Genomic DNA, 17,545 nt, shown 5'->3' with positions numbered 1-17,545 from the left:
CGGGCGCGGTCGAGGGGAGCCGGAATCTTCCGCTTCACCAAACGCAGTGCAGCCCCCGGCGCGGCAACGCCGAAGGCTGCTGAGTCCCGTTCCTCCGTAGAAGGAGCAAGGCCCATGAAGTCAATCGTTGCACTTCAGAGCATCGTTACCCCGTGGCCGGACGGTTTGGAGCCGTCGGACGCGGAGCTGGACGCGATCGAGGCCGAGATGCCGCTGATCGTCGCCGAGGTCGAGTTGCTGGACGCGTTGATCGTGCTGCTGGACCGACCGGCGTCGGAGTTCGACGCCCGCCGGATCCGCCGGGCCCACCACCGGGTGCTGACCGCCCGCAAGGACGCGGCCAACCGCACGGTCGGCACGCAGGTCTCGGGGGACGCGGCATGAACGAGCGCACCGACGCGGCCCACGTCGACCTGCTGAACGTGATCGCGGAGGCGTTGAACTTGCCGCTTCCGTCGATCGCGGATGCGGACGAGCACCTGTACTGCCGGCTGCTGGAGCGCCGGGCCCTCGCGGTGCGGATTGCCATCGAGGCGAACCGCGCAGTGAGCCGGGACCCGCAGTGGGCGGCGGACGCGATCCGCCGCCGGACCGCCGAAGAGCCCGTCACCTACACCCCGTGGGAGAGCAAGAAGAGCGAGGACGAGCGGTGAGCGGCCGCCCGCTGACCCCCGCCCAAAAGCTCGTACTCGGGCTCGCGTTCGTCCCGATGCTCGCCACCGGCGGCGCGGGCGGGTACGGGACCTTCTCCAACATCAAGGGCGCCTACAACTCCGGTACCGCGCTCGGCGCGGTCGCCGCGGGCGAGGGCGCGACCGCGGTCCTGGCGTTGGTGCTGCTGGGGCTGACCATGCTGGGCCAGCCCTCCCCGGCCGTGGTCCGCGCCGGCCTATGGGCCCTACCCGCCGCCGCGTCGGCCATGTCCGCCGTCGCCGCGCCGGACGGGCCCCGCACCGTGATCTACGCGATCACGCCGCTGGGCATGTCGGTGTCGGCCGAGGGCATGGCCTTCCTCGCCCGCCGGATCGTGGTCCACGTCGATGGCCGCGACGCCGAAACGGAAGCCAGGGCGGCCGCCGTGGTCCAGGCTCTGGCCTACCACCGGGCCCGCGCCCAGAACCACCCGGACAAGAAGATCCGCCAGCGTTCGGACCGGGCGTCGTGGCGCCTGGCCCGCAAGGTCGGTACCGCGGACACCACGCTCGGCGCCCGGCTGCTGGAGGTCCAGCGGGAACGGATCACCACCGGTGCGGACGTCGCCCTCGGCGACATGTTCGCGATCACCGTCACACCCCCGAGCGAGCCCGTCACAGGTGCCCGTGACGCCGTCACGGCGACCGTGACTCCCGCCCTTCCGCCCGCGCCCGAACCGGCCCCTGAGCAGGGGGCCGTCACGGGTGGGCGTGACGGGGAAGACACGCAGGTCAACGACCCGCTGACCGGTGTCGAGGAAGCGGGCGTCACGCCCGCCGTCACGCCCGTCACGCCCTCCGTCACGCCTGCCGTCACCCCCGTGACGCTCGACGAAGTCGCCGCCATCGCCGGGGTGCCGACACCCCTGACCGATGAGCCTCTGACCGATGAGCAGATCGTGGTCGTGCTCCGCTATCTGCGCTACTCCACCGACCCGCCCCTGTCCTACCGGCAGACCGCCGCAGCGTTCCGCGAGAGCGGATTCACCGGCGGCGAAGCCCGCATCCGGAACGCCTGGGCCACCCTCATGGCACAGGAGGAGAGCCCCCGGTGACCGCCGTCTACTGCTGGCGGCTCGCCCCGGACGGCCTCGCCACCCGCCGGCAGCTGCGGGCCCTTGGCCTGCGGCCCGGCGGACAGGACGTCGTGGCCCAGGTTGAGCGGCCCCGCTACCGGCGCGGGCCGCTCGTCGCCTACCTCTACCGCGTCGACCTGGCGCGGCCGGTTCGGCCGATGACCCCCGGCCGGTGGGCCGCCCTCGCCAAGGCGAACACGGCCCGGCGCACCTGCCCCGCCTGCTCGCGTGACGCCGGATACGTCATACCGGCCTCGCTCGGCATGTGCGTGACCTGCGCTTACCCCGAAGACCAGTGCGCCGCCTGAACCTCCCCGTCTGCTTGAAGGAGTTCGCCGTGTCCCGCCGTATCCGTACGTCGGCCGTGCAGTCGGCCGCGCCCCGCACCGTTCACGTCCCGCGCCAGCGCGGGAAGCAGGGCCCGCAGGTGATCGTGGTCGTCTCCGAGCAGCCGACCTTGACCGCCCGCGCCACCGCGGCGTCCGGCCGGTGGGTGTGGAAGCACCGCCGGACCTGGGCGCCCACCGGCCTGGCCGTGCTGCTCCTGGCCATCACCGGCATTGTCCACTGGTTCGCCCCGTGGGCGGCACTGCTTGCCGCCCCGGCCGGCCTTGCCCCGCTGGGCGTCTGGGGGTGGAAGGCCAAGACCAGCCCGGCCCCGTCCCGCAGCGTCTCCGCCTGGCGGACCGCCACGGGTGTCCTCGCTCTGGCCGCGCTGGCCTGGTTCTGCCTGGCCGTGTGGTTCAGCCCGGCCAGTGCGGCCCTGATGGGTCTGTGGACGCTGACGGCCCTTGCCGCGCAGGTCATGTGGCTGATCGGCCGCCGTACCACTCGCACCGTCAAGACCGTCACTGCTACTGAGGAGACCTGCTGATGTCGGACAACACCTGGGTACGGGGCAGCGGCGGCACCGACTGGCGGACCGGCGCCGCCCCGGGTGCGGGAACGCAGAGGAGTACCCCGCAGGGCGGCCGGTGGCAGGAGGACCAGGGCGGGCAGCAGTACGGCCCGTTCGGCCCCGGCCCGGCGTCCGGCGGGACGAGCCGCTCCCGGACCTCGAGCCGGTCCCGGGAGTACCACTTCCACATCAACGACGCCGGCGCGCAGAACGGCGGGGGCTATGGCCCGCAGGGTGGCCGTGGCCAGCAGCAGGGTGGTGGGCGTGGGCAGGCCGGCGGCGGGCGCCGGATGCACTCCCCGCTGGGGGACCCGGAGTTCTTCAACAACGTGGACATCCGGAACTACTGCGAGCAGGGCCGGGGCCTGTTCCTGCAGATGTCGTTCGAGCTGGCCAACGCCGCCGAGATGCTCAACGCCGTCTTGAAGGAGGTCCCCGACCCCGACGGGCGTCCGTTCGGGTCGAGGGCGCGGGCCCGGCGGGTATCGCGGCGGATGAAGAAGGCCGCCGAGGACGCCGTCAGCACCGCGAAGAACCTCGCTGCCACCTACGCGTCGTTCCAGAGGGAGTTCGACCCCCAGCTCGCCCCGCAGGCCCGACGCCGCCCGACGCGTTCGTTCGACTTCAACGCCTAACCACCAGCACTGATCGTAGGGAGGTCAGAGCATGCCCCACACCACATCCACCCACGACCCCCGCCAGCAGCGCCAGGAGTTCGAGGCGCACGGGGAGGGCGGCGGGATCGGCGAGTACCTGCTGCACCGCGCCAAGCCGCACCTTCCGCCGTGGCTCGCCGGAGCGGGGACGGGTCTGGCCTCCCTGCCCGCCCACTACTTCTGGTCCGGTCAGCCCGGCGTCACCGCCGGCCTCACCCTCGCCTCGGTCGCCCTGACCGGGCTGACGTGGTGGGCCGGCCGCTCCACCACCCAGCAGCGCCGCCTCCACTCCGCGGTTACGGTCGCCGCGGCTTCGACGTGGTTCACCGCCGCGGCGATTGCGGGACCGGCCGCGGGCCCGCTGGGGGAGCTGTACTTCATCGGCGCCCCCGCACTCGCCCTGTCGTGGAACATCCGCCAGATCCTCCGCAAGAACGTCGACGGCCCCGCCGCCAACGCCGACGGCGGATTCCTGGAAAAAGTCGGCTTGGCCAAGACTCAGGTACTGCGCTCGGAGGTCGGCCCGAACAAGGCCAGCTTCGATCTCCAGTTGCCGCGTGGGGAGCTGACCCCAGACGACGTCAGCAAGAACATCACCCGCATCGCGGGCGCCCTCGACGTCCCCAAAACAGCGATCCGGATCCAGGAGAACCCCGACTCGGCGTCACGGGTCATGCTCACCGTGGTCCCGCTCGACCTCCTCAAGAACACCGTCCCCTGCCCCGGCCCCAGCGCCCCGGGTGAGTCGATCAGCTTCCCCGTGGTCGTCGGGATCTACGAGGACGGCACCCCGGTCACCCTGTGGTTCCCCGGCGACCCGGACGCCGCCCGCAACGCGATGATGCTCCTCCTCATGGGCATGACCGGCTCAGGCAAATCCGAAGGCGGCCTGACCGCCCTCGCCGAAGTCCTGACCCGCAAGGACGTCATCGTCTGGGCATCCGACCCGTCCAAGGCCGAACAGACCCTGGGCCCGCTGCTCCCGGCGATCGACTGGGCCGCCCTCGACATGCCCTCCACCAAGGCCATGATCGAAGCCCTCAAGGCCGTGATCCCGGCCCGCACCGCGTGGATGGCGAAGTACGGGTACAAGCAGTGGGTCCCGGCCTGCGCCGAAGTCCAGGCCGACGGATCCCCGGGCATGCCCTACCTCCTGGCCTGGTTCGAGGAAGCGGCCAAGACCATCCGCGAGACCGACGACGACGTCTTCACCGGCATCGCCCAGGAAGCCCGCTCCGCCGGCGTATCCCTCGTCATCTCCATGCAGCGTGCATCCGGGAACCAGGTCTCCACCGACACCCGCGCCTCCTTCGGATCCTCCTGGGTCCACGGCGTCCGCAGCGAGCAGGACGCCCGCTTCGCCCTCGACGACGAGGTCCTCGACGCGGGCGCGGCGCCGCACGTGTGGAAGGACAAGAAGCCCGGCTACTCCTACCTCGTCGCCAACGGCATCCCCGACGACCGGTGGGCCACCCCGCTCCGCGACTACCTGACCGGCGTCGACTACCTCCACTGGGTCGTCCTCACCTTCGCCAGCATCCGCGCCCGAATCGACCCGGTCACCGCCGGAGCAGCAGCCCGCGCAGTGGACCGGGCGTTCACCGCCCGCACCCGCTACCCGATGCCCGGCACCACCAACGAGCCGGAGACCACCGTGCGCCACGCACACGCGCCCGCCACGTACGACGAGGACGACTACGAGGACGCCGAGGGCGAGTACGAGGACTACGAGCGGCGCCCGCAGTTCCGCCACGACGTCCAGGACGAGGACGACGAGGGCGAGTTCATCGACGCGAGCGAGGAGCTGCCGGAGGTCGAGCACGTCGTGCAGTTCGCGACCCGCCCGCCGGACGCACCCGCGGTGAAGCTCACCACCGCCCAGGCGCGGGCGGCGATGGAGGAGCTGCTGGAGGAGTTCGAGGACGAGGGCCGCGACATCGTCGGCCCGGCCGACTTCATGGAGCACTGCGACCGCCACGGACGGGGCCGTTCCTGGGTCTCCGGACAGGTCGCCACCTTCGTCATGGCCGGTCGCCTCGCCGAGACGAACGAGGTCGGCCGGTACCGGATCGTCCCCGACTCGATCGCGGCCTGACGCGTCAGACGCGTCTGACACCCCGGACAGCGACAGAGCCCCAAACACAGGTCATACGCGTGCGCGAGGGGTGTCAGACGGGTGTCTGACGCGTCTGACACCCCCACCAGACACCCGGCCTGACACCCCTGACACCCCGCCCCGACAAGGACCGGCCACCCGCGGCGGGGTCCTGTCGGTCTTCCCCCGGGAGCCTTCATGCCCGACTACATGACCCCTCCGGCCGTCCCCGCCCCGGTCCGGTACGGCGACGCGATCCTCTACCCGCCCGCCGTCCCCGACCCCCAGTTCCTGCCCGCCGAGATACCGCCCGGCATCCAGTACGTCACCCTGCCCGACGGCAACCGCACCCTCGCCTACACCCACCCCACCACGCCCGTGCCCACCCCGGCCGTGCAGCCGATCCCGGCATGGGCGAAGACCACCGCGCTCCTCGCCCCGACCATCGGCGGAGGCATCGCGGCCGCCGGGTTCGGGATCGCCTACGCCGCCCCCGGCCTGATCGCCCTCACCGAAGCTCTCTGGGCCGTCGTCGCGCTCATTGCCGCCGGGGCCGTCCTTGCCTTCGCCCGGCCCCGCCGCGGTCGCCCGGCCACCCACATCACCCAGCACATCACCGCCACCGGCCTCTTCGGCCGCGCCACCGGCACCGCCAACCACCACTGAAAGGACTGCTCATGGACCCGATCCAGCCCCCGCCGCTGTCGGAGCTGCTCTCCGACGCGGTCGCGCTCCTCACCGGGAAGCGCACCGTCCGCTGCCCCTACCCCGCATGCCGGGTGTCCGTCCGCTACCGGCACGTGGCCCCCGGCGAGGCCATGAACCTCATCGACTACGCCACCGACCACACCCGCCACTAAGGAATGAGCCCTGTGGACTACCACGATGCGCACTCCCCCTACCTCGCTGCCGTAGTTGCCGCCCTCGCCCTCGCGGGCATCACCGTCAGCGACTGGACCGCCGAGCCCGACGACCCGCGCACCGGAATCCTCGCCCTCGACCCCGCAAGCACCCCCGTCTATCCGGGCGACGACGTGGCCCTGGTCTGGGACGAGGCACGCGGATGGAGCCTGGTCTGGGGACCCGACGGACACACCAGCGGCTACGACTTCTCCCACGCCCTGGCCTCCAACGTCCTGCCCAGCCCCGCCGAGATCACCACCGCCGTCCGCGAAGGACTCACGGCCCCTCTCCGCGGCGACGTCACGTTCAGCGGCTACTACCGCGACCCCAACACCGACGACGACGGCTTCGAAGACCTCCTGCGCGCCTACACCCGCTAGCCACACAGCGGGGGCCCGCACAGCCGAGAGCGGCCCCACTCACGCCAATGAACTGGGGCCGCTCTCTTCCAGCAACCACTGGAGGAACCCAGCATGACCCATCACCCCGCATCCGCGCTGCTGACTGCCGCGCTTGATGCTGCCGCACGCGGATGGCGCGTGTTCCCGCTGCGGCCCGGGCAGAAGCGGCCCGCGCTCCATCGCGAGGAGCACTGCCCCGCCCTCGGCGACTGCGCTGGCGGCCACCGCAAGTGGGAGGACCGGGCCACCAACGACCCGGACCGGATCCGCCGCGCGTGGGACCGCCTCCCCTTCAACGTCGGCATCGCCACCGGCCCCTCAGCCCTGCTCGTCGTCGACCTCGACATGCCGAAGAGCAAAGGAAGTTCGGACACGCCATGCGGCGCGGACACCTTCAAAGTGCTCTACGAGCGCGCCGGACAGACCGTCCCGGCGACCCTCACGGTGCGGACGCCCACCGGTGGATCCCACCTGTACTTCACCGCCCCGGAAGGGCTCCGGCTGGCGAACACGGCCGGTCGTCTGGGCAGGCTGATCGACACCCGGGCGTGGGGCGGGTACGTCGTCGCCCCGGGCAGCGTCTCCCCTGCCGGAGCATACGAAGTCACCACCCCGCTCGCCCCCGCCCCGCTTCCCGCGTGGCTATTCTCCCTGCTCGTCCTCCGCCAAGCCCCGCGCGAGCCCAGCGGCCGCCCCGCGATCCACCGTGCTGGTAAGTACGCCGGCGCCGCGCTGAGGGCCGAAACCACGTCGGTCGAATCGGCCCCGGCCGGGGAGCGCAACGGGACTCTGCTGCGGGCCGCCCGCGCTCTGGGGCGCTTCATCGCCGCGGGCGACCTTCCCCGGGACGTGGTGGAGGAGGCTCTTCAATGGGCGGGGGAGTCGACCGGACTGCCGGCTGCCGAGTGCCGCAGCACGATCCGCTCCGGTCTGAACTGGTCCATCGCCCACAACGCGATGAGGCGAGCGGCATGAGCCACCTCCCCCGCTCCTCCTTGAAGAGCCTCACCCCGGCCCCCACCGGCCCCGGCCCCGCCGAACCGACGCGCGCCCTGGACTGCAATAGCGCGCCGAAGGTCGTCGCCGAAGGCGTCCTTTCATCCCTTCGGTCTGACCTGAGCGGCGACGACGGGCGTCGGCCCGTCGCCTGGCTCCACATCGTCGCCCCCGGCCGCGGCACCACCCCGACCGCCCGGTCCTGGTGCTCCTGCGGACGCGACCTCTTCGCCGCCGGACAGGCACGCGCCCTCGCCCTGATCGCCGATCACGACCAGCACCGCGCCGACTGCAAGCTGCGCGCACTCCAGGAAGGGAAGGCCGCCTGATGAGCGACCACAAGCCCACGGTCGTCCCCATCGACGGGGCCGCTCTGCTCGACGAAGTCGAGGCATTCCACCGCCGGTTCAACATCTTCCCCAGGGAAGCCGCCTACGTCGCCGTGGCCCTGTGGGACGCCCACGCGCACCTGATCGACTGCTTCGAGACCACGCCCCGGATCGCGTTCCTCTCCCCCGAACCCGGGTCGGGGAAGTCGCGGGCGCTGGAGATCATCGAACTCCTCACCCCGCGGCCGGTCACCACGGTGTCCGCCTCTGCCAACGGGCTCTACCGGCTCGTCGGCGCGCCCGAGGGGCTGCCCACCGTCCTCTTCGACGAGGTCGACACCATCTTCGGACCCAAAGCCGGGCCCGACGAAGCCCTGCGCGGCTTCCTCAACGCCGGCTACCGGCGCAACGGCGGCGCGCTGCGCTGCGTCGGGGACGGCTCCAACCAGACCGCGCAGATCTTCCCCTCCTACTGCGCCGTGGCCATGGCGGGCCTCGGCTCGCTGCCCGACACCGTCCTGACCCGGTCGGTCATCATCCGGATGCGCAAGCGCGCCCCGAACGAGACCGTCGAGTCCTACCGTCAGCGGACCCACGAGAAGCAGGGCCACGCCCTGCGCGACCGGCTCGCCACCTGGGCCGACCGCGTCCGCGAACAGATCTCCGACGCCTGGCCCACCATGCCCGAAGGGGTCACGGACCGGCCCGCTGACGTGTGGGAGCCACTGCTCGCCGTCGCCGACGCGGCCGGGGGCGACTGGCCCGGCCGAGCCCGCGCCGCCTGCCTCGAACTCGTCGCAGCAGCAGAGCGGGACAACGACGAGTCCTCGATCGGCGTCCGCCTCCTGACCGACCTGCGCGACCACGTGTTCTGCGGAGCCGACCGCCTCCCCACCGCGGTCATCCTCGAATGCCTCCTCCGCATGGACGAAGCCCCCTGGGGCGACCTCGACGACAAGCAGCTCACCTCCCGCACCCTCGCCAAGCTCCTCAAGCAGTACGTCACCCCCGGCAACAAGCCCATCCAGCCGCGGGGAATCCGTACCGGGTCAGGGACCCCCAAGGGGTATTACGCCGAGGACCTCGCCGACGCCTGGAAGCGGTACTGCCCCCCGCCCCTTCTGACATCCGCAACAGCCGCAACGTCCGCCACACCGCAGGTCAGCGGGGGTGAATCCGTGGCGGATACCGCCACACCCATCCGCCACACGCACGCGGAAACCGCCACACCGCTCTTCTCCGTCGCCGGATAGCCCCCGCGACCGCCCGGTGCCGCCACATCCCCGCGTGTGGCGGCACCGATCCGCCACAGAATCCCGATCCGCCACAGATCCGAGCCGCTGACCTGCGGTGTTGCGGCGTGGCGGCTGTTGCGGATCCCCCAGAGCGAAGGAAGCCATCGGCACCACCGCCATGGAGGCAGTCGTGAGTTCGCCCTTGCCCACAACCCACATCGCGCTGACCGTCCCGGAAGTCATGGAGGCCCTCAGCCTCAGCCGCTTCATGGTCTACAACCTCATCCGCTCGAAGCAGCTCCCGAGCATCACCATCGGTCGGGCCCGTCGCGTGCCCGCCGACTCCCTTCGCACCTTCATGCAGCACAAGTTGGAGGAAGCAGCCTGATGGCACGCAAGAGGAATCCGAACGGCGCTGGCAGCATCTGGCAGCGCTCGGACGGCCGTTACGAGGCCCGGGTCTACGTGCCGCAGCCCGACGGGACCCGAGCGCGGAAGACCGTGTACGGCAAGACCTGGGAAGAGTGCGACACCAAGCGGCAGGAGTTGGTCCTCCGGGACCGCCAGGGCGTGCCGACGCCCACCAAGTCCGCCCGACTCTCCGAGTGGCTGCCGCACTGGCTGGAGGAGTTCGTGCGGAGCGAGCGGAAGAAAACGACGTACGCCAAGTACGAGACGCACGTCCGGCGGTACTTGATCCCGAACCTCGGGTCGAAGCGGCTCGAGAGCCTCGCCGTCACGGACGTCCGGCGCATGCTCGCCGCCGTGACGACCCAGGCGTCGGCCGCCACCGCGAAGGAGTCACACCGCGTGCTGCGCAGTGCGATCTCCGCGGCTTGCAGGGAGGAACTCATCAGCCGGAACGTGGTCCAGCTCGTACCGGCGCCCCGGGTGCAGCCGCGGGAACTCCAGCCCTGGAACCTCGATCAGACGGTCGCCTTCCTTGAGGCCTCGCGGCGGGACCCGCTGTACGCCGCCTTCGTCGTGGCCGTGACGATGGGGCTCCGGCGCGGGGAGGTCTTGGGGCTGCGCTGGCAGGACATCGATCTGGAGCGCCGGACCCTGACCGTGCGGAACCAGATCCAGCGGGTGCAGAAGGAGCTGTACGCGGACTCCACGAAGAACCGGCGGAGCCGGGTCATCCCGATCCCGCTCATGACCGTGGCCCCGCTCCGGTGGCAGCGGCTCCGCCAGGCCGCGCAGCGGGAAGCCGCCGGCGAGGACTGGCAGGAGAACGACTACGTGTTCACGACGCGGTCCGGCCGCCCGGTCGAGCCGCGGAACATCAGCCGGTCCTTCGAGCGGATCGGGGACGGGGCGGGTCTCCCCCGGATCCGGCTGCACGACGCCCGGCACGGGTGCGCCACCCTGCTCTTCGCGGCGGGGGTGCCCGCGCGGGTGGTCATGGAGATCCTGGGGCACTCGCAGATCGCCGTCACGATGAACATCTACACGCACGTGTCGGAGGAGACGCGGCGGGAGGCGATCGGGCACATGGACCGGATGCTGCGGCGACGGGGCCCGAAGGGCTGATTGCCGTCAAGAACTACCGTCAAAGGCCCCCCGCCATGATCGGCAGGGGGCCTTTGTACTGGTGGGCGCGGGCGGTTTCGAACCGCCGACATCTGCTTTGTAAGAGCAGCGCTCTACCCCTGAGCTACGCACCCGTGGATGAGTGGACAGCCTACATGGCGGGCGGACCCCGGACGCAAACGCGATCCCGTGGGGGAGAATGGGCCAGGGCATGGTGGACGCGGTACGGGAGAGGGATTGTGACGACGGCTTCCCGGCGGTGGTTCGGTGGGCGGGACGAGGGCCGGCGGGCGGAGGCACAGGCCGCCAAGGACGCGGCCGCCGCCGCGTTCTACGAGCTGGACACCGCTCAGCGGGATCTGCGGATCTCGATAGAGACGATCACGGCCGCGGACGGGTCTCCCGCCGGGCGGCGGGCCGTCGAGGGGTTCGCGGAGCTGGGCCGGCGGATCGACGAGGTCAGTCAGGTCTACATCGAGGCCGTCGACGCGCACGACCTCGACCGGGACGACCTCGACGGCGCCGTGGCCGCGCGCGCCAAGCGGGAGCTGGAGCGGGCCCGGGACGAGCTGGTGCGGGTCAAGGGCGAGCTGGAGCGGTTCGACCAGGGGCTGCGGCCGCTGTTGGACAACGCCGAGTCGCAGCTGGCGCGGGTCGCGCCCGCCCGGGAGCGGGCCAAGGCCGCGCTGCTCGCGGCGGCCAACGCGCTGGACGCCGTACGGGCCGGTGGCCTGCGCGCCGACGATCTGGCCGCGCGGCTCGCGGCGCTCGGCCCGGAGTTGACCATGCTGAACCAGGGCGCCGCGCAGCACGGGGTGCCCGCCACGGTGCAGCGCGCCGACCGGATCCTGCGGGACGCGGAGGCGGTGCGGGCGGAGGCGGCGCGGCTGCCGGAGCGGGCTGCCGAGATGGACCGCCGGCTGGTGAGCCTGCGGACCCGGGCGCAGGCGTTGCGCAACCGTGCGGACCGGGTGGATCCGGTGCTGAGCGAGCTGCGGCGCCGGTTCAGTGCCGACTGCTGGCAGGACCTGCAGCACGTGCCGGAGCAGGCGCTGGCCTCCGTACGACAGGCGGAGCAGCGGCTGACGGAGGCGGGACAGGCCCGGCAGGAGCAGCGGTGGGAGGACGCCAGCGAGCTGATCACCACCGTCCGCGAGCTGTTCGACGCGGTGGACGAGGCCGTGTCGACCGCCCAGGACCGGCTGACCCGGCTGGAGGCGGTGGCCAAGGATCCGGAGGGCGAGGTCCAGCGGACCCGGTTCGCGATCCGGGACGCGCAGCGGCTGGCGATGGAGGGGCGCAGCGTGCCCGATCCGCGGCACGCGCGGCCGCTGGACGAGGCGGTGGCGCGGGTGGAGCGGGCGCTGGCCGGGCTGGAAGGGCGGCATCCCGACTACTGGCACTTCCTCCAGGAGATGGAGGGCGTACGGGCGGCCGTGGCCGGGGTCGTCCACGAGATGCGGGGGCGGCGCGGCACCGCCTGAGGCCCCGCCCCCGGCCCCGGTTGTCCGGCTGTGGGCATCGGCGGATGCTGGAGGTGCCGCAACGGAGCAGCCGCAACGGAGCAGAGGAGGGCGTCATGGCCGCCCACAGTTTCCACAGGCCCCGCAAGTCGCAGGTGGACCCCGTGTCCCCTACATCCCCCGTGTCCCCCGTGTCCCCCACCGCATCCCCCGCGCCCCCCGGTCCTGATGGGTCCTACGCGCCCCACGCGCTCTACGGGTGCCACGAGGCCCACGAGCACTACGCGCCCTACGTGGCCCACGAGCCCTACGCGTCCCACGGCCCACAGGGCTCCCCCGGGCTGGCGCGCCGGCTGCTCAATCCCGTCAACGCCCAGCTGGACGAGCACCTGCCCGCCGATCACAAGCTCAGCAAGGTCTACCGCGTCGGCGCCGGGCTGACCGGGCTGCTGCTGATCGTCTTCGGGATCCTCGGGCTCATCAACCAGATCGGGTTCTTCGACACCCGCGGGGACACGGTGCTCGCCCTGAACACCAACGGCACGCTGAGCATCCTGTCGATCTGCATCGGCGCGCTGCTCGTGCTCGGGATGGTGATCGGCGGCAGCTTCGCCTCCACCCTCAACATCACGCTGGGCCTGCTGTTCATCGCGAGCGGGTTCGTCAATCTCGCGCTGCTGGACACCGGCCTGAACTTCCTGGCCTTCCGGATCCAGAACGTGCTCTTCAGCTTCGTCGTCGGCGTGATGCTGATGTGGTTCGGGATGTACGGGCGGGTGGGCAGCGCCCTGCCGCACGACAATCCGTACTGGCGCGCCCGCCACCCCGAGCAGGCGGCCAGGGAGGACCGGGCGCGGGCCTTCGTCCCGGTTTCCCCGAGGGCGCCCCGGAGCGCTTAGCCTGTGCGCATGCCCCGTTACGAGTACCGCTGCCGGACCTGCGAGGACGTCTTCGAGGTCAGCCGGCCCATGGCCGAGTCCGCCGCGCCCGCGAGCTGCCCCGCCGGACACGGCGACACCGTCAAGCTGCTGTCGGCCGTCGCCGTGGGCGGCACCAGCTCCGCCCCCGCGCCCGTACGCGCGGGCGGCGGGGGCGGAGGCGGTTGCTGCGGCGGCGGAGGCTGCGGCTGAGCGACGCGTCCGGCGGGGCGATCACCGAGCCGACCACCCCGCCGGCCGCTCCACCCTCGGAGAGCCCTCGGAGAGCCCTCAGGCCCGCTTGCGCGACAGCGTCAGGCCGTCCGAGATGCCGAGCATCACGGACTCCATCCGCTTGTCCGCCACCACGCGCTCGTTGAAGGCGCGCACCCCGGCCGCCGAGCCCGTCGCGTGTTCGTCCAGCACCGTGCCGTGGAAGAGGGTGTTGTCGGTGACGATCAGGCCGCCCGGACGCAGCCTCGGGACCAGCTCCTCCCAGTAGGAGATCTGGCTCTGCTTGTCGGCGTCGAGGTACGCGAGGTCGATGTGCTCCTCGAACGGCATCGCCCGCAGCGTGTCCAGGGCGGGCCCGATCCGCAGGTCGACGCGGTCCGCGACCCCGGCGGCCGCCCAGGCCTCGCGCCCGTACGCCGTCCACTCCTCGGAGACGTCGCAGGCGATCAGCCGGCCGTCCGCGGGCAGCGCCTGGGCCATCGACAGGGACGAGAAACCGGTGAAGGTGCCGACCTCCACGATGTGACGGGCACCCGTCAGCCGGACGAGGAAGGCCAGCAGCGGCCCCTGCTCCTCGGCCGACTGCATTCCGGCGTCGTCCGGGAACTTCTCGGCCGTGGTGACGACCAGCCCGCGCTGGACCTCGTCCAGCGGCGGGTTGTGGGCGAGCACGTACGCGTACAACTCATCGGTGATCTTGGTGCTGTTGCCTTTGCTCATGCGCTCAGTCTGCCCACCGCGCGGCCGAACTGACGGACAATCTCCTCACCCGCCACGACTCCCTCGGTGGTCAGTGCGCGCACGTGCGGGGCGTGCCACCGCGCGTCGGCCAGCTCGCCGTGGCCCGGGCGCCACCCCTCGTCCGCCGCTTCCAGCAGGTCCGCGTCCAGCAGCGAGTCCCCGGCGGCGAGCGTGTGCGTGGCGCCGGTGCGCCGGGCCACCTCCCGCATCGCCGCGCTCTTGGTCAGCGGGCGCGGGACGGCGTAGATCTTGCGGCCCTGGAGCGAGACGGTCCATCCGCGCGTCCCCGCCCACTCGGTCAGCGCCTTCAGCCACTCCTCGGGCACCAGGTCCCGCTCCACCACCAGGTAGGCGAAGAGGTCCTCCGCGACCCGGGCCTTGCGCAGCCACAGCGGATCGGCGGTGTCCAGCAGGTGTCCGTGCACCTCTTCCAGCGGCGCGCACTCCTGCGCGAGCCGCTTGCCGACCTGGCGCCGCCAGTCCCGGTCGGGCGCGCCGTCGACCAGCAGTTGCCCGCCGTTGGCGCAGATCGCGTAGGGCGCGGGCCGTCCGGGGAAGCGGATGCGCTGGTACTGCTTGCGCGTGCGCGTGGTGGTCGGGACGAACACCACGCGGGAGTCGGCGGTGAGTTCGGCGAGCAGCGCGGCCGCCGTCTCCGTCATGAAGGACAGCGGACGGCTCTCGTGCACCTCCACGCACAGCAGCCGGGGGGCCACCGGGTCCGGCATGGTCAGCCCGAGGGCGGCCGCCGAGTAGATGAGCGTACGGTCGAGATCACTGGCTACCAGAACGGTCACTTGGAGGACACGGCCTTTCCGTCGGCGCCCGTGGCGCCACGTGTGAAGCGGGGATGGATGAGTCCTACGCAGGTGTAGGGCAGCCCGTCGGCCTCTTCGACCGGTACCCCGCGCTGCTCGGCCAGCAGGCGCACGTGGTCGAGGTCGGCTCCGGCGCCGCGCCGGGCCAGGATCTTCCACGGCACGCGGCGCAGCAGCACCCGGGTGGTCTCGCCGACGCCCGGCTTGACCAGGTTCACGTCGTGGATGCCGTACTCCTCGCTGATCCGTTCCACCGCCGCCCAACCCTCCCAGGTCGGCGAACGGTCCGCGGCCAGCAGCTCCTTGACCTCGGCGTCGACCGCGTCGGCGACCTCGTCGAAGCGGGCGGCGACGGTGTCGACGAAGTCGACGGAGACGTCGGCCCCGGCGAGCTCGCGGTAGAACTTCGCGCCGTGGAAGTCGTCCGGGCCGACCAGGTCGGAGCGCAGCACGGTCCGGGATATGAGCCCGGAGACGGTCGAGTTGAGGCAGGCGGAGGGGATCAGGAAGTCCTCGCGGGTGCCGTACGTCGACACGCAGCCGCCGGGGTCGGCGAGGACGACGATCTCCGGGTCGAAGCCGGGGCCGCCCGTCTCCTCGCGGTGGGCGTCGAGGGCCGCCTTGAGTTCGCGGGTGATGGCGCCCTTGCCGGTCCAGCCGTCGACGAAGACGACGTCGGCCGGGTCGTGGTGGGCGGCCAGCCAGCGCAGGGCGTTGGCGTCGATGCCCCGGCCGCGCACGATGGAGACGGCGTAGTGCGGCAGGTCCAGGCCGTGCCGGTGCTGCGCCCAGCGGCGCATGAGGACCCCGACCGGGGTGCCCGCGCGGGCCAGCGAGACCAGCACGGGGCTCGGGGACCGCTCGGCGAGGACCGTCTCGGTGACCACGGCGACCGCGCGCGCGATGCGGGCGGCGGAGGCGCTCAGCGCGCTCCGGTACATCTCCTGGTACTGCGGGCTGGGCTGGTACTCGACGGGCAGGGACTCGGCGTAGTGCGCGCCGCCCGCCTGGATGGCTTCCTCGCGCTCCTCGGTGGGCGCCTCCAGCTCCAGGTCCGAGAGGTCCTGGAGCAGCCAGCCGACGTCCTCGGCCGGGTAGGAGGAGAACGCGGGTCCGCGCAGGGGCTCGGGCAGCATGATCGGCTCCCGCCGGTCGTCGGGTACGGGGGCGGGTACGGGGGCGGGCGCGTGCGCCGGTACGGGCGCGTAGGACGGTACGACGGCCAGCGCGACCCGGTCGGTGTGCGGGGCGAGGCGGGCCAGGAGGCCGTCCGGGGCGTGCAGGGCCGGGGTGTCGCCGACCGAGTCCACGACCACGACCACGGTGTCGAAGCGCGCTCCGGCGGTGCCGGCGGCGACGTTGTAGGCGTAGCGCTCGCCGGGCCCGTCGGCCGGGTCGTCGTGGGCGGGGAAGACCAGTCGGGTGCGGATCGCGTAGCCGGGGTCGTCGACGGCCAGGACGGGCGAGCGGGTGGTGGTGGAGAAGCGCACCTCGGCGGCGGCGCCGGTCTCCTCCAGGGCCAGGGCGAGCCGCAGCGGGGCGTACATCAGCTCCTCGTTGCCCAGTACGAGAACGCGGCCCGGGCCCCGACCGGGGCGCTCGCCCAGGGCGCGGGCGAGCTGGGCCCCGAGGGCGGGCAGGGCCGCCTCCAGGCGGGCCCGGTGGGCGGGCGTGAAACCGTGCCGCCCCCCGTCGGGGAGCCCGGCGGGCCAGTCGAGGCGGATCCGGTCCGCGGGGGCGACGGGGGGCGCGGGGGCCGCCGGGGCCGCGTCGGCGGTGCGGGACTCGTACTCCTCGACCAGCCGCGTGCCCCGGTCCAGAACCCCTTCCGGGAGCCGTACGGTGCCGCTCGCCAGGGCGATCAGGTCCACCCGGGCGCCGAGTCCGTCCGCGAAGGCGGTGAGCCGGGCGCGGTCGGCCGCCGAGCGCATGTCCACCAGGGCGACCACGACGTAGTGGCCGCGGGGGTGGCGTTCGTGCAGGTCACGGATGGTGTTCAGGACGGTGTTGCCGGTGGAGAACTCGTCGTCGACCAGCACCAGCGGGCCGGTGCCCGCCAGCAGCCGCGGGTCCTGCGGCAGCAGCAGGTGCGAGGTGGCGTGCGAGTGGGCCTCCTCGAAGCCCCCGGCGGGCGCGACGCCGGGCACCGGGCGGCGGGTGGAGTGCAGGTAGGGGGCCGCCCCGAGGCCGTCGGCGACGCTGTGGCCGAGCCCGGTCGCGGTCTCGGCGTACCCGAGCACCACGGCGGAGGCGGCCGCGTCACCCAGCAGCTCGCGCACCCGCAGCCCCAGCCCGTAGCCGGCGCCGTGGACGAGCGCCGGGGACTGCGGGACGTGCTTGCCGAGCACCTGGGACACGAGCAGGTGCGCCCGCTTGGGGTTGCGGCGCAGCGCCAGCCCGAGCAGCTCGTCGAGCCGGGGCCCCGGAGCCGGGGCGTCCGGGGTGCCGGGACCGGCCGGGGCCTGCGCCTCTTCCAGGGCGACGCCCAGCCGGTCCGCGACCCAGGTCCCGGACCACACCTCGGCTCCCGGCCGCCCCTCGGCGCCCGACGGCACCCC

21 protein-coding genes and 1 tRNA gene are annotated in these 17,545 nt (G+C 72.5%); 18 read left to right on the top strand and 4 right to left on the bottom strand.

What is annotated here, in order from left to right:
• The first annotated feature begins 114 nt into the window (after window positions 1-114).
• The 15 genes from ACIQWR_RS07010 (at window position 115) to ACIQWR_RS06940 (ending at window position 10,814) form a co-directional block, all read left to right on the top strand.
• Entirely contained in the window at window positions 115-384 is a 270-nt protein-coding gene (locus ACIQWR_RS07010; RefSeq protein ID WP_404005617.1) for a DUF6284 family protein, read from the top strand.
• Entirely contained in the window at window positions 381-653 is a 273-nt protein-coding gene (locus ACIQWR_RS07005; protein WP_404005616.1) for a hypothetical protein, read from the top strand. Before ACIQWR_RS07010 ends, ACIQWR_RS07005 begins: the two co-directional genes overlap by 4 nt.
• Window positions 650-1,747, top strand: a complete 1,098-nt coding sequence (locus tag ACIQWR_RS07000) for a hypothetical protein (RefSeq protein ID WP_404005615.1) — start codon at window positions 650-652, stop codon at window positions 1,745-1,747. Before ACIQWR_RS07005 ends, ACIQWR_RS07000 begins: the two co-directional genes overlap by 4 nt.
• Entirely contained in the window at window positions 1,744-2,076 is a 333-nt protein-coding gene (locus ACIQWR_RS06995) for an RRQRL motif-containing zinc-binding protein (protein ID WP_404005614.1), read from the top strand. The genes ACIQWR_RS07000 and ACIQWR_RS06995 overlap by 4 nt, the downstream gene beginning before the upstream one ends.
• A gap of 29 nt (window positions 2,077-2,105) precedes the next feature.
• A complete protein-coding gene (locus ACIQWR_RS06990) occupies window positions 2,106-2,642 on the top strand; it encodes a hypothetical protein (protein ID WP_404005612.1) in 537 nt (178 codons plus the stop codon).
• The gene (gene traA, locus ACIQWR_RS06985; RefSeq protein WP_404005611.1) at window positions 2,642-3,301 is read left to right on the top strand and encodes a plasmid transfer protein TraA; all 660 of its coding nucleotides are present in this window, start codon (window positions 2,642-2,644) and stop codon (window positions 3,299-3,301) included. Before ACIQWR_RS06990 ends, traA begins: the two co-directional genes overlap by 1 nt.
• A gap of 31 nt (window positions 3,302-3,332) precedes the next feature.
• Window positions 3,333-5,417, top strand: coding sequence for a plasmid transfer protein TraB (traB, locus tag ACIQWR_RS06980; protein WP_404005610.1), 2,085 nt, complete (start codon window positions 3,333-3,335; stop codon window positions 5,415-5,417).
• 210 nt (window positions 5,418-5,627) lie between these two features.
• Window positions 5,628-6,083 (top strand): hypothetical protein, encoded by a 456-nt coding sequence (locus ACIQWR_RS06975; protein WP_404005787.1) that lies wholly within the window; start codon window positions 5,628-5,630, stop codon window positions 6,081-6,083.
• 11 nt (window positions 6,084-6,094) lie between these two features.
• The gene (locus ACIQWR_RS06970) at window positions 6,095-6,277 is read left to right on the top strand and encodes a hypothetical protein (protein WP_404005608.1); all 183 of its coding nucleotides are present in this window, start codon (window positions 6,095-6,097) and stop codon (window positions 6,275-6,277) included.
• A 12-nt stretch (window positions 6,278-6,289) separates the two neighbouring features.
• Window positions 6,290-6,700 (top strand): DUF6292 family protein, encoded by a 411-nt coding sequence (locus tag ACIQWR_RS06965; protein WP_404005607.1) that lies wholly within the window; start codon window positions 6,290-6,292, stop codon window positions 6,698-6,700.
• A 93-nt stretch (window positions 6,701-6,793) separates the two neighbouring features.
• Complete coding sequence (locus tag ACIQWR_RS06960; protein WP_404005606.1) at window positions 6,794-7,696, top strand: bifunctional DNA primase/polymerase; 903 nt, start codon at window positions 6,794-6,796, stop codon at window positions 7,694-7,696.
• Window positions 7,693-8,046 (top strand): hypothetical protein, encoded by a 354-nt coding sequence (locus ACIQWR_RS06955; protein WP_404005605.1) that lies wholly within the window; start codon window positions 7,693-7,695, stop codon window positions 8,044-8,046. The genes ACIQWR_RS06960 and ACIQWR_RS06955 overlap by 4 nt, the downstream gene beginning before the upstream one ends.
• The gene (locus ACIQWR_RS06950; protein ID WP_404005604.1) at window positions 8,046-9,299 is read left to right on the top strand and encodes a DUF3631 domain-containing protein; all 1,254 of its coding nucleotides are present in this window, start codon (window positions 8,046-8,048) and stop codon (window positions 9,297-9,299) included. Before ACIQWR_RS06955 ends, ACIQWR_RS06950 begins: the two co-directional genes overlap by 1 nt.
• Before the next feature lie 172 nt (window positions 9,300-9,471).
• Complete coding sequence (locus ACIQWR_RS06945) at window positions 9,472-9,669, top strand: helix-turn-helix domain-containing protein (RefSeq protein ID WP_362123495.1); 198 nt, start codon at window positions 9,472-9,474, stop codon at window positions 9,667-9,669.
• A complete protein-coding gene (locus ACIQWR_RS06940) occupies window positions 9,669-10,814 on the top strand; it encodes a tyrosine-type recombinase/integrase (protein WP_404005603.1) in 1,146 nt (381 codons plus the stop codon). The genes ACIQWR_RS06945 and ACIQWR_RS06940 overlap by 1 nt, the downstream gene beginning before the upstream one ends.
• A gap of 59 nt (window positions 10,815-10,873) precedes the next feature.
• Here the strand turns inward: ACIQWR_RS06940 and ACIQWR_RS06935 are convergent.
• A tRNA-Val gene (locus tag ACIQWR_RS06935) sits at window positions 10,874-10,948 on the bottom strand.
• A 105-nt stretch (window positions 10,949-11,053) separates the two neighbouring features.
• On the opposite strand from ACIQWR_RS06935, the gene ACIQWR_RS06930 reads away from it, so the two are divergent.
• The 3 genes from ACIQWR_RS06930 to ACIQWR_RS06920 all read left to right on the top strand — a co-directional run bounded on the left by ACIQWR_RS06930 (window position 11,054) and on the right by ACIQWR_RS06920 (window position 13,407).
• The gene (locus ACIQWR_RS06930; RefSeq protein ID WP_404005602.1) at window positions 11,054-12,298 is read left to right on the top strand and encodes a hypothetical protein; all 1,245 of its coding nucleotides are present in this window, start codon (window positions 11,054-11,056) and stop codon (window positions 12,296-12,298) included.
• Between the two features lie 320 nt (window positions 12,299-12,618).
• The gene (locus ACIQWR_RS06925; RefSeq protein ID WP_404005785.1) at window positions 12,619-13,176 is read left to right on the top strand and encodes a DUF4383 domain-containing protein; all 558 of its coding nucleotides are present in this window, start codon (window positions 12,619-12,621) and stop codon (window positions 13,174-13,176) included.
• 9 nt (window positions 13,177-13,185) lie between these two features.
• On the top strand, window positions 13,186-13,407 hold the full coding sequence (locus ACIQWR_RS06920) for a zinc ribbon domain-containing protein (RefSeq protein WP_354381856.1): 222 nt from the start codon (window positions 13,186-13,188) through the stop codon (window positions 13,405-13,407).
• A 78-nt stretch (window positions 13,408-13,485) separates the two neighbouring features.
• Here the strand turns inward: ACIQWR_RS06920 and ACIQWR_RS06915 are convergent, their stop codons facing one another.
• The 3 genes from ACIQWR_RS06915 to ACIQWR_RS06905 are packed head-to-tail and all read right to left on the bottom strand — an operon-like array spanning window position 13,486 to window position 17,542.
• Window positions 13,486-14,148: an O-methyltransferase gene (locus ACIQWR_RS06915; RefSeq protein WP_404005601.1), complete on the bottom strand. Its 663-nt coding sequence runs from the start codon at window positions 14,146-14,148 to the stop codon at window positions 13,486-13,488.
• Window positions 14,145-14,966 carry an HAD family hydrolase gene (locus tag ACIQWR_RS06910; RefSeq protein WP_399266054.1) on the bottom strand — a complete coding sequence of 274 codons (822 nt, stop codon included), beginning with the start codon at window positions 14,964-14,966 and terminating at the stop codon, window positions 14,145-14,147. The genes ACIQWR_RS06915 and ACIQWR_RS06910 overlap by 4 nt, the downstream gene beginning before the upstream one ends.
• On the bottom strand, window positions 14,963-17,542 hold the full coding sequence (locus tag ACIQWR_RS06905) for a phosphoribosyltransferase (protein ID WP_404005784.1): 2,580 nt from the start codon (window positions 17,540-17,542) through the stop codon (window positions 14,963-14,965). Before ACIQWR_RS06905 ends, ACIQWR_RS06910 begins: the two co-directional genes overlap by 4 nt.
• Between the last annotated feature and the right edge of the window lie 3 nt (window positions 17,543-17,545).

Source organism: Streptomyces sp. NPDC098789 (assembly GCF_044759975.1).
Classification (GTDB): Bacteria; Actinomycetota; Actinomycetes; order Streptomycetales; family Streptomycetaceae; genus Streptomyces.
The sequence above is the reverse complement of the archived record's forward strand: the minus strand, read 5'-3'. Positions and strand labels throughout refer to the sequence as shown.

Bases quoted from the DNA above. Each gene is read 5' to 3' on its own strand.
- ACIQWR_RS07010 (WP_404005617.1), top strand. From the start codon at position 115: ATGAAGTCAATCGTTGCACTTCAGAGCATCGTTACCCCGTGGCCGGAC.
- ACIQWR_RS07005 (WP_404005616.1), top strand. From the start codon at position 381: ATGAACGAGCGCACCGACGCGGCCCACGTCGACCTGCTGAACGTGATC.
- traA (WP_404005611.1), top strand. From the start codon at position 2,642: ATGTCGGACAACACCTGGGTACGGGGCAGCGGCGGCACCGACTGGCGG.
- traB (WP_404005610.1), top strand. From the start codon at position 3,333: ATGCCCCACACCACATCCACCCACGACCCCCGCCAGCAGCGCCAGGAG.
- ACIQWR_RS06975 (WP_404005787.1), top strand. From the start codon at position 5,628: ATGACCCCTCCGGCCGTCCCCGCCCCGGTCCGGTACGGCGACGCGATC.
- ACIQWR_RS06970 (WP_404005608.1), top strand. From the start codon at position 6,095: ATGGACCCGATCCAGCCCCCGCCGCTGTCGGAGCTGCTCTCCGACGCG.
- ACIQWR_RS06960 (WP_404005606.1), top strand. From the start codon at position 6,794: ATGACCCATCACCCCGCATCCGCGCTGCTGACTGCCGCGCTTGATGCT.
- ACIQWR_RS06955 (WP_404005605.1), top strand. From the start codon at position 7,693: ATGAGCCACCTCCCCCGCTCCTCCTTGAAGAGCCTCACCCCGGCCCCC.
- ACIQWR_RS06950 (WP_404005604.1), top strand. From the start codon at position 8,046: ATGAGCGACCACAAGCCCACGGTCGTCCCCATCGACGGGGCCGCTCTG.
- ACIQWR_RS06940 (WP_404005603.1), top strand. From the start codon at position 9,669: ATGGCACGCAAGAGGAATCCGAACGGCGCTGGCAGCATCTGGCAGCGC.
- ACIQWR_RS06920 (WP_354381856.1), top strand. From the start codon at position 13,186: ATGCCCCGTTACGAGTACCGCTGCCGGACCTGCGAGGACGTCTTCGAG.
- ACIQWR_RS06915 (WP_404005601.1), bottom strand. From the start codon at position 14,148: ATGAGCAAAGGCAACAGCACCAAGATCACCGATGAGTTGTACGCGTAC.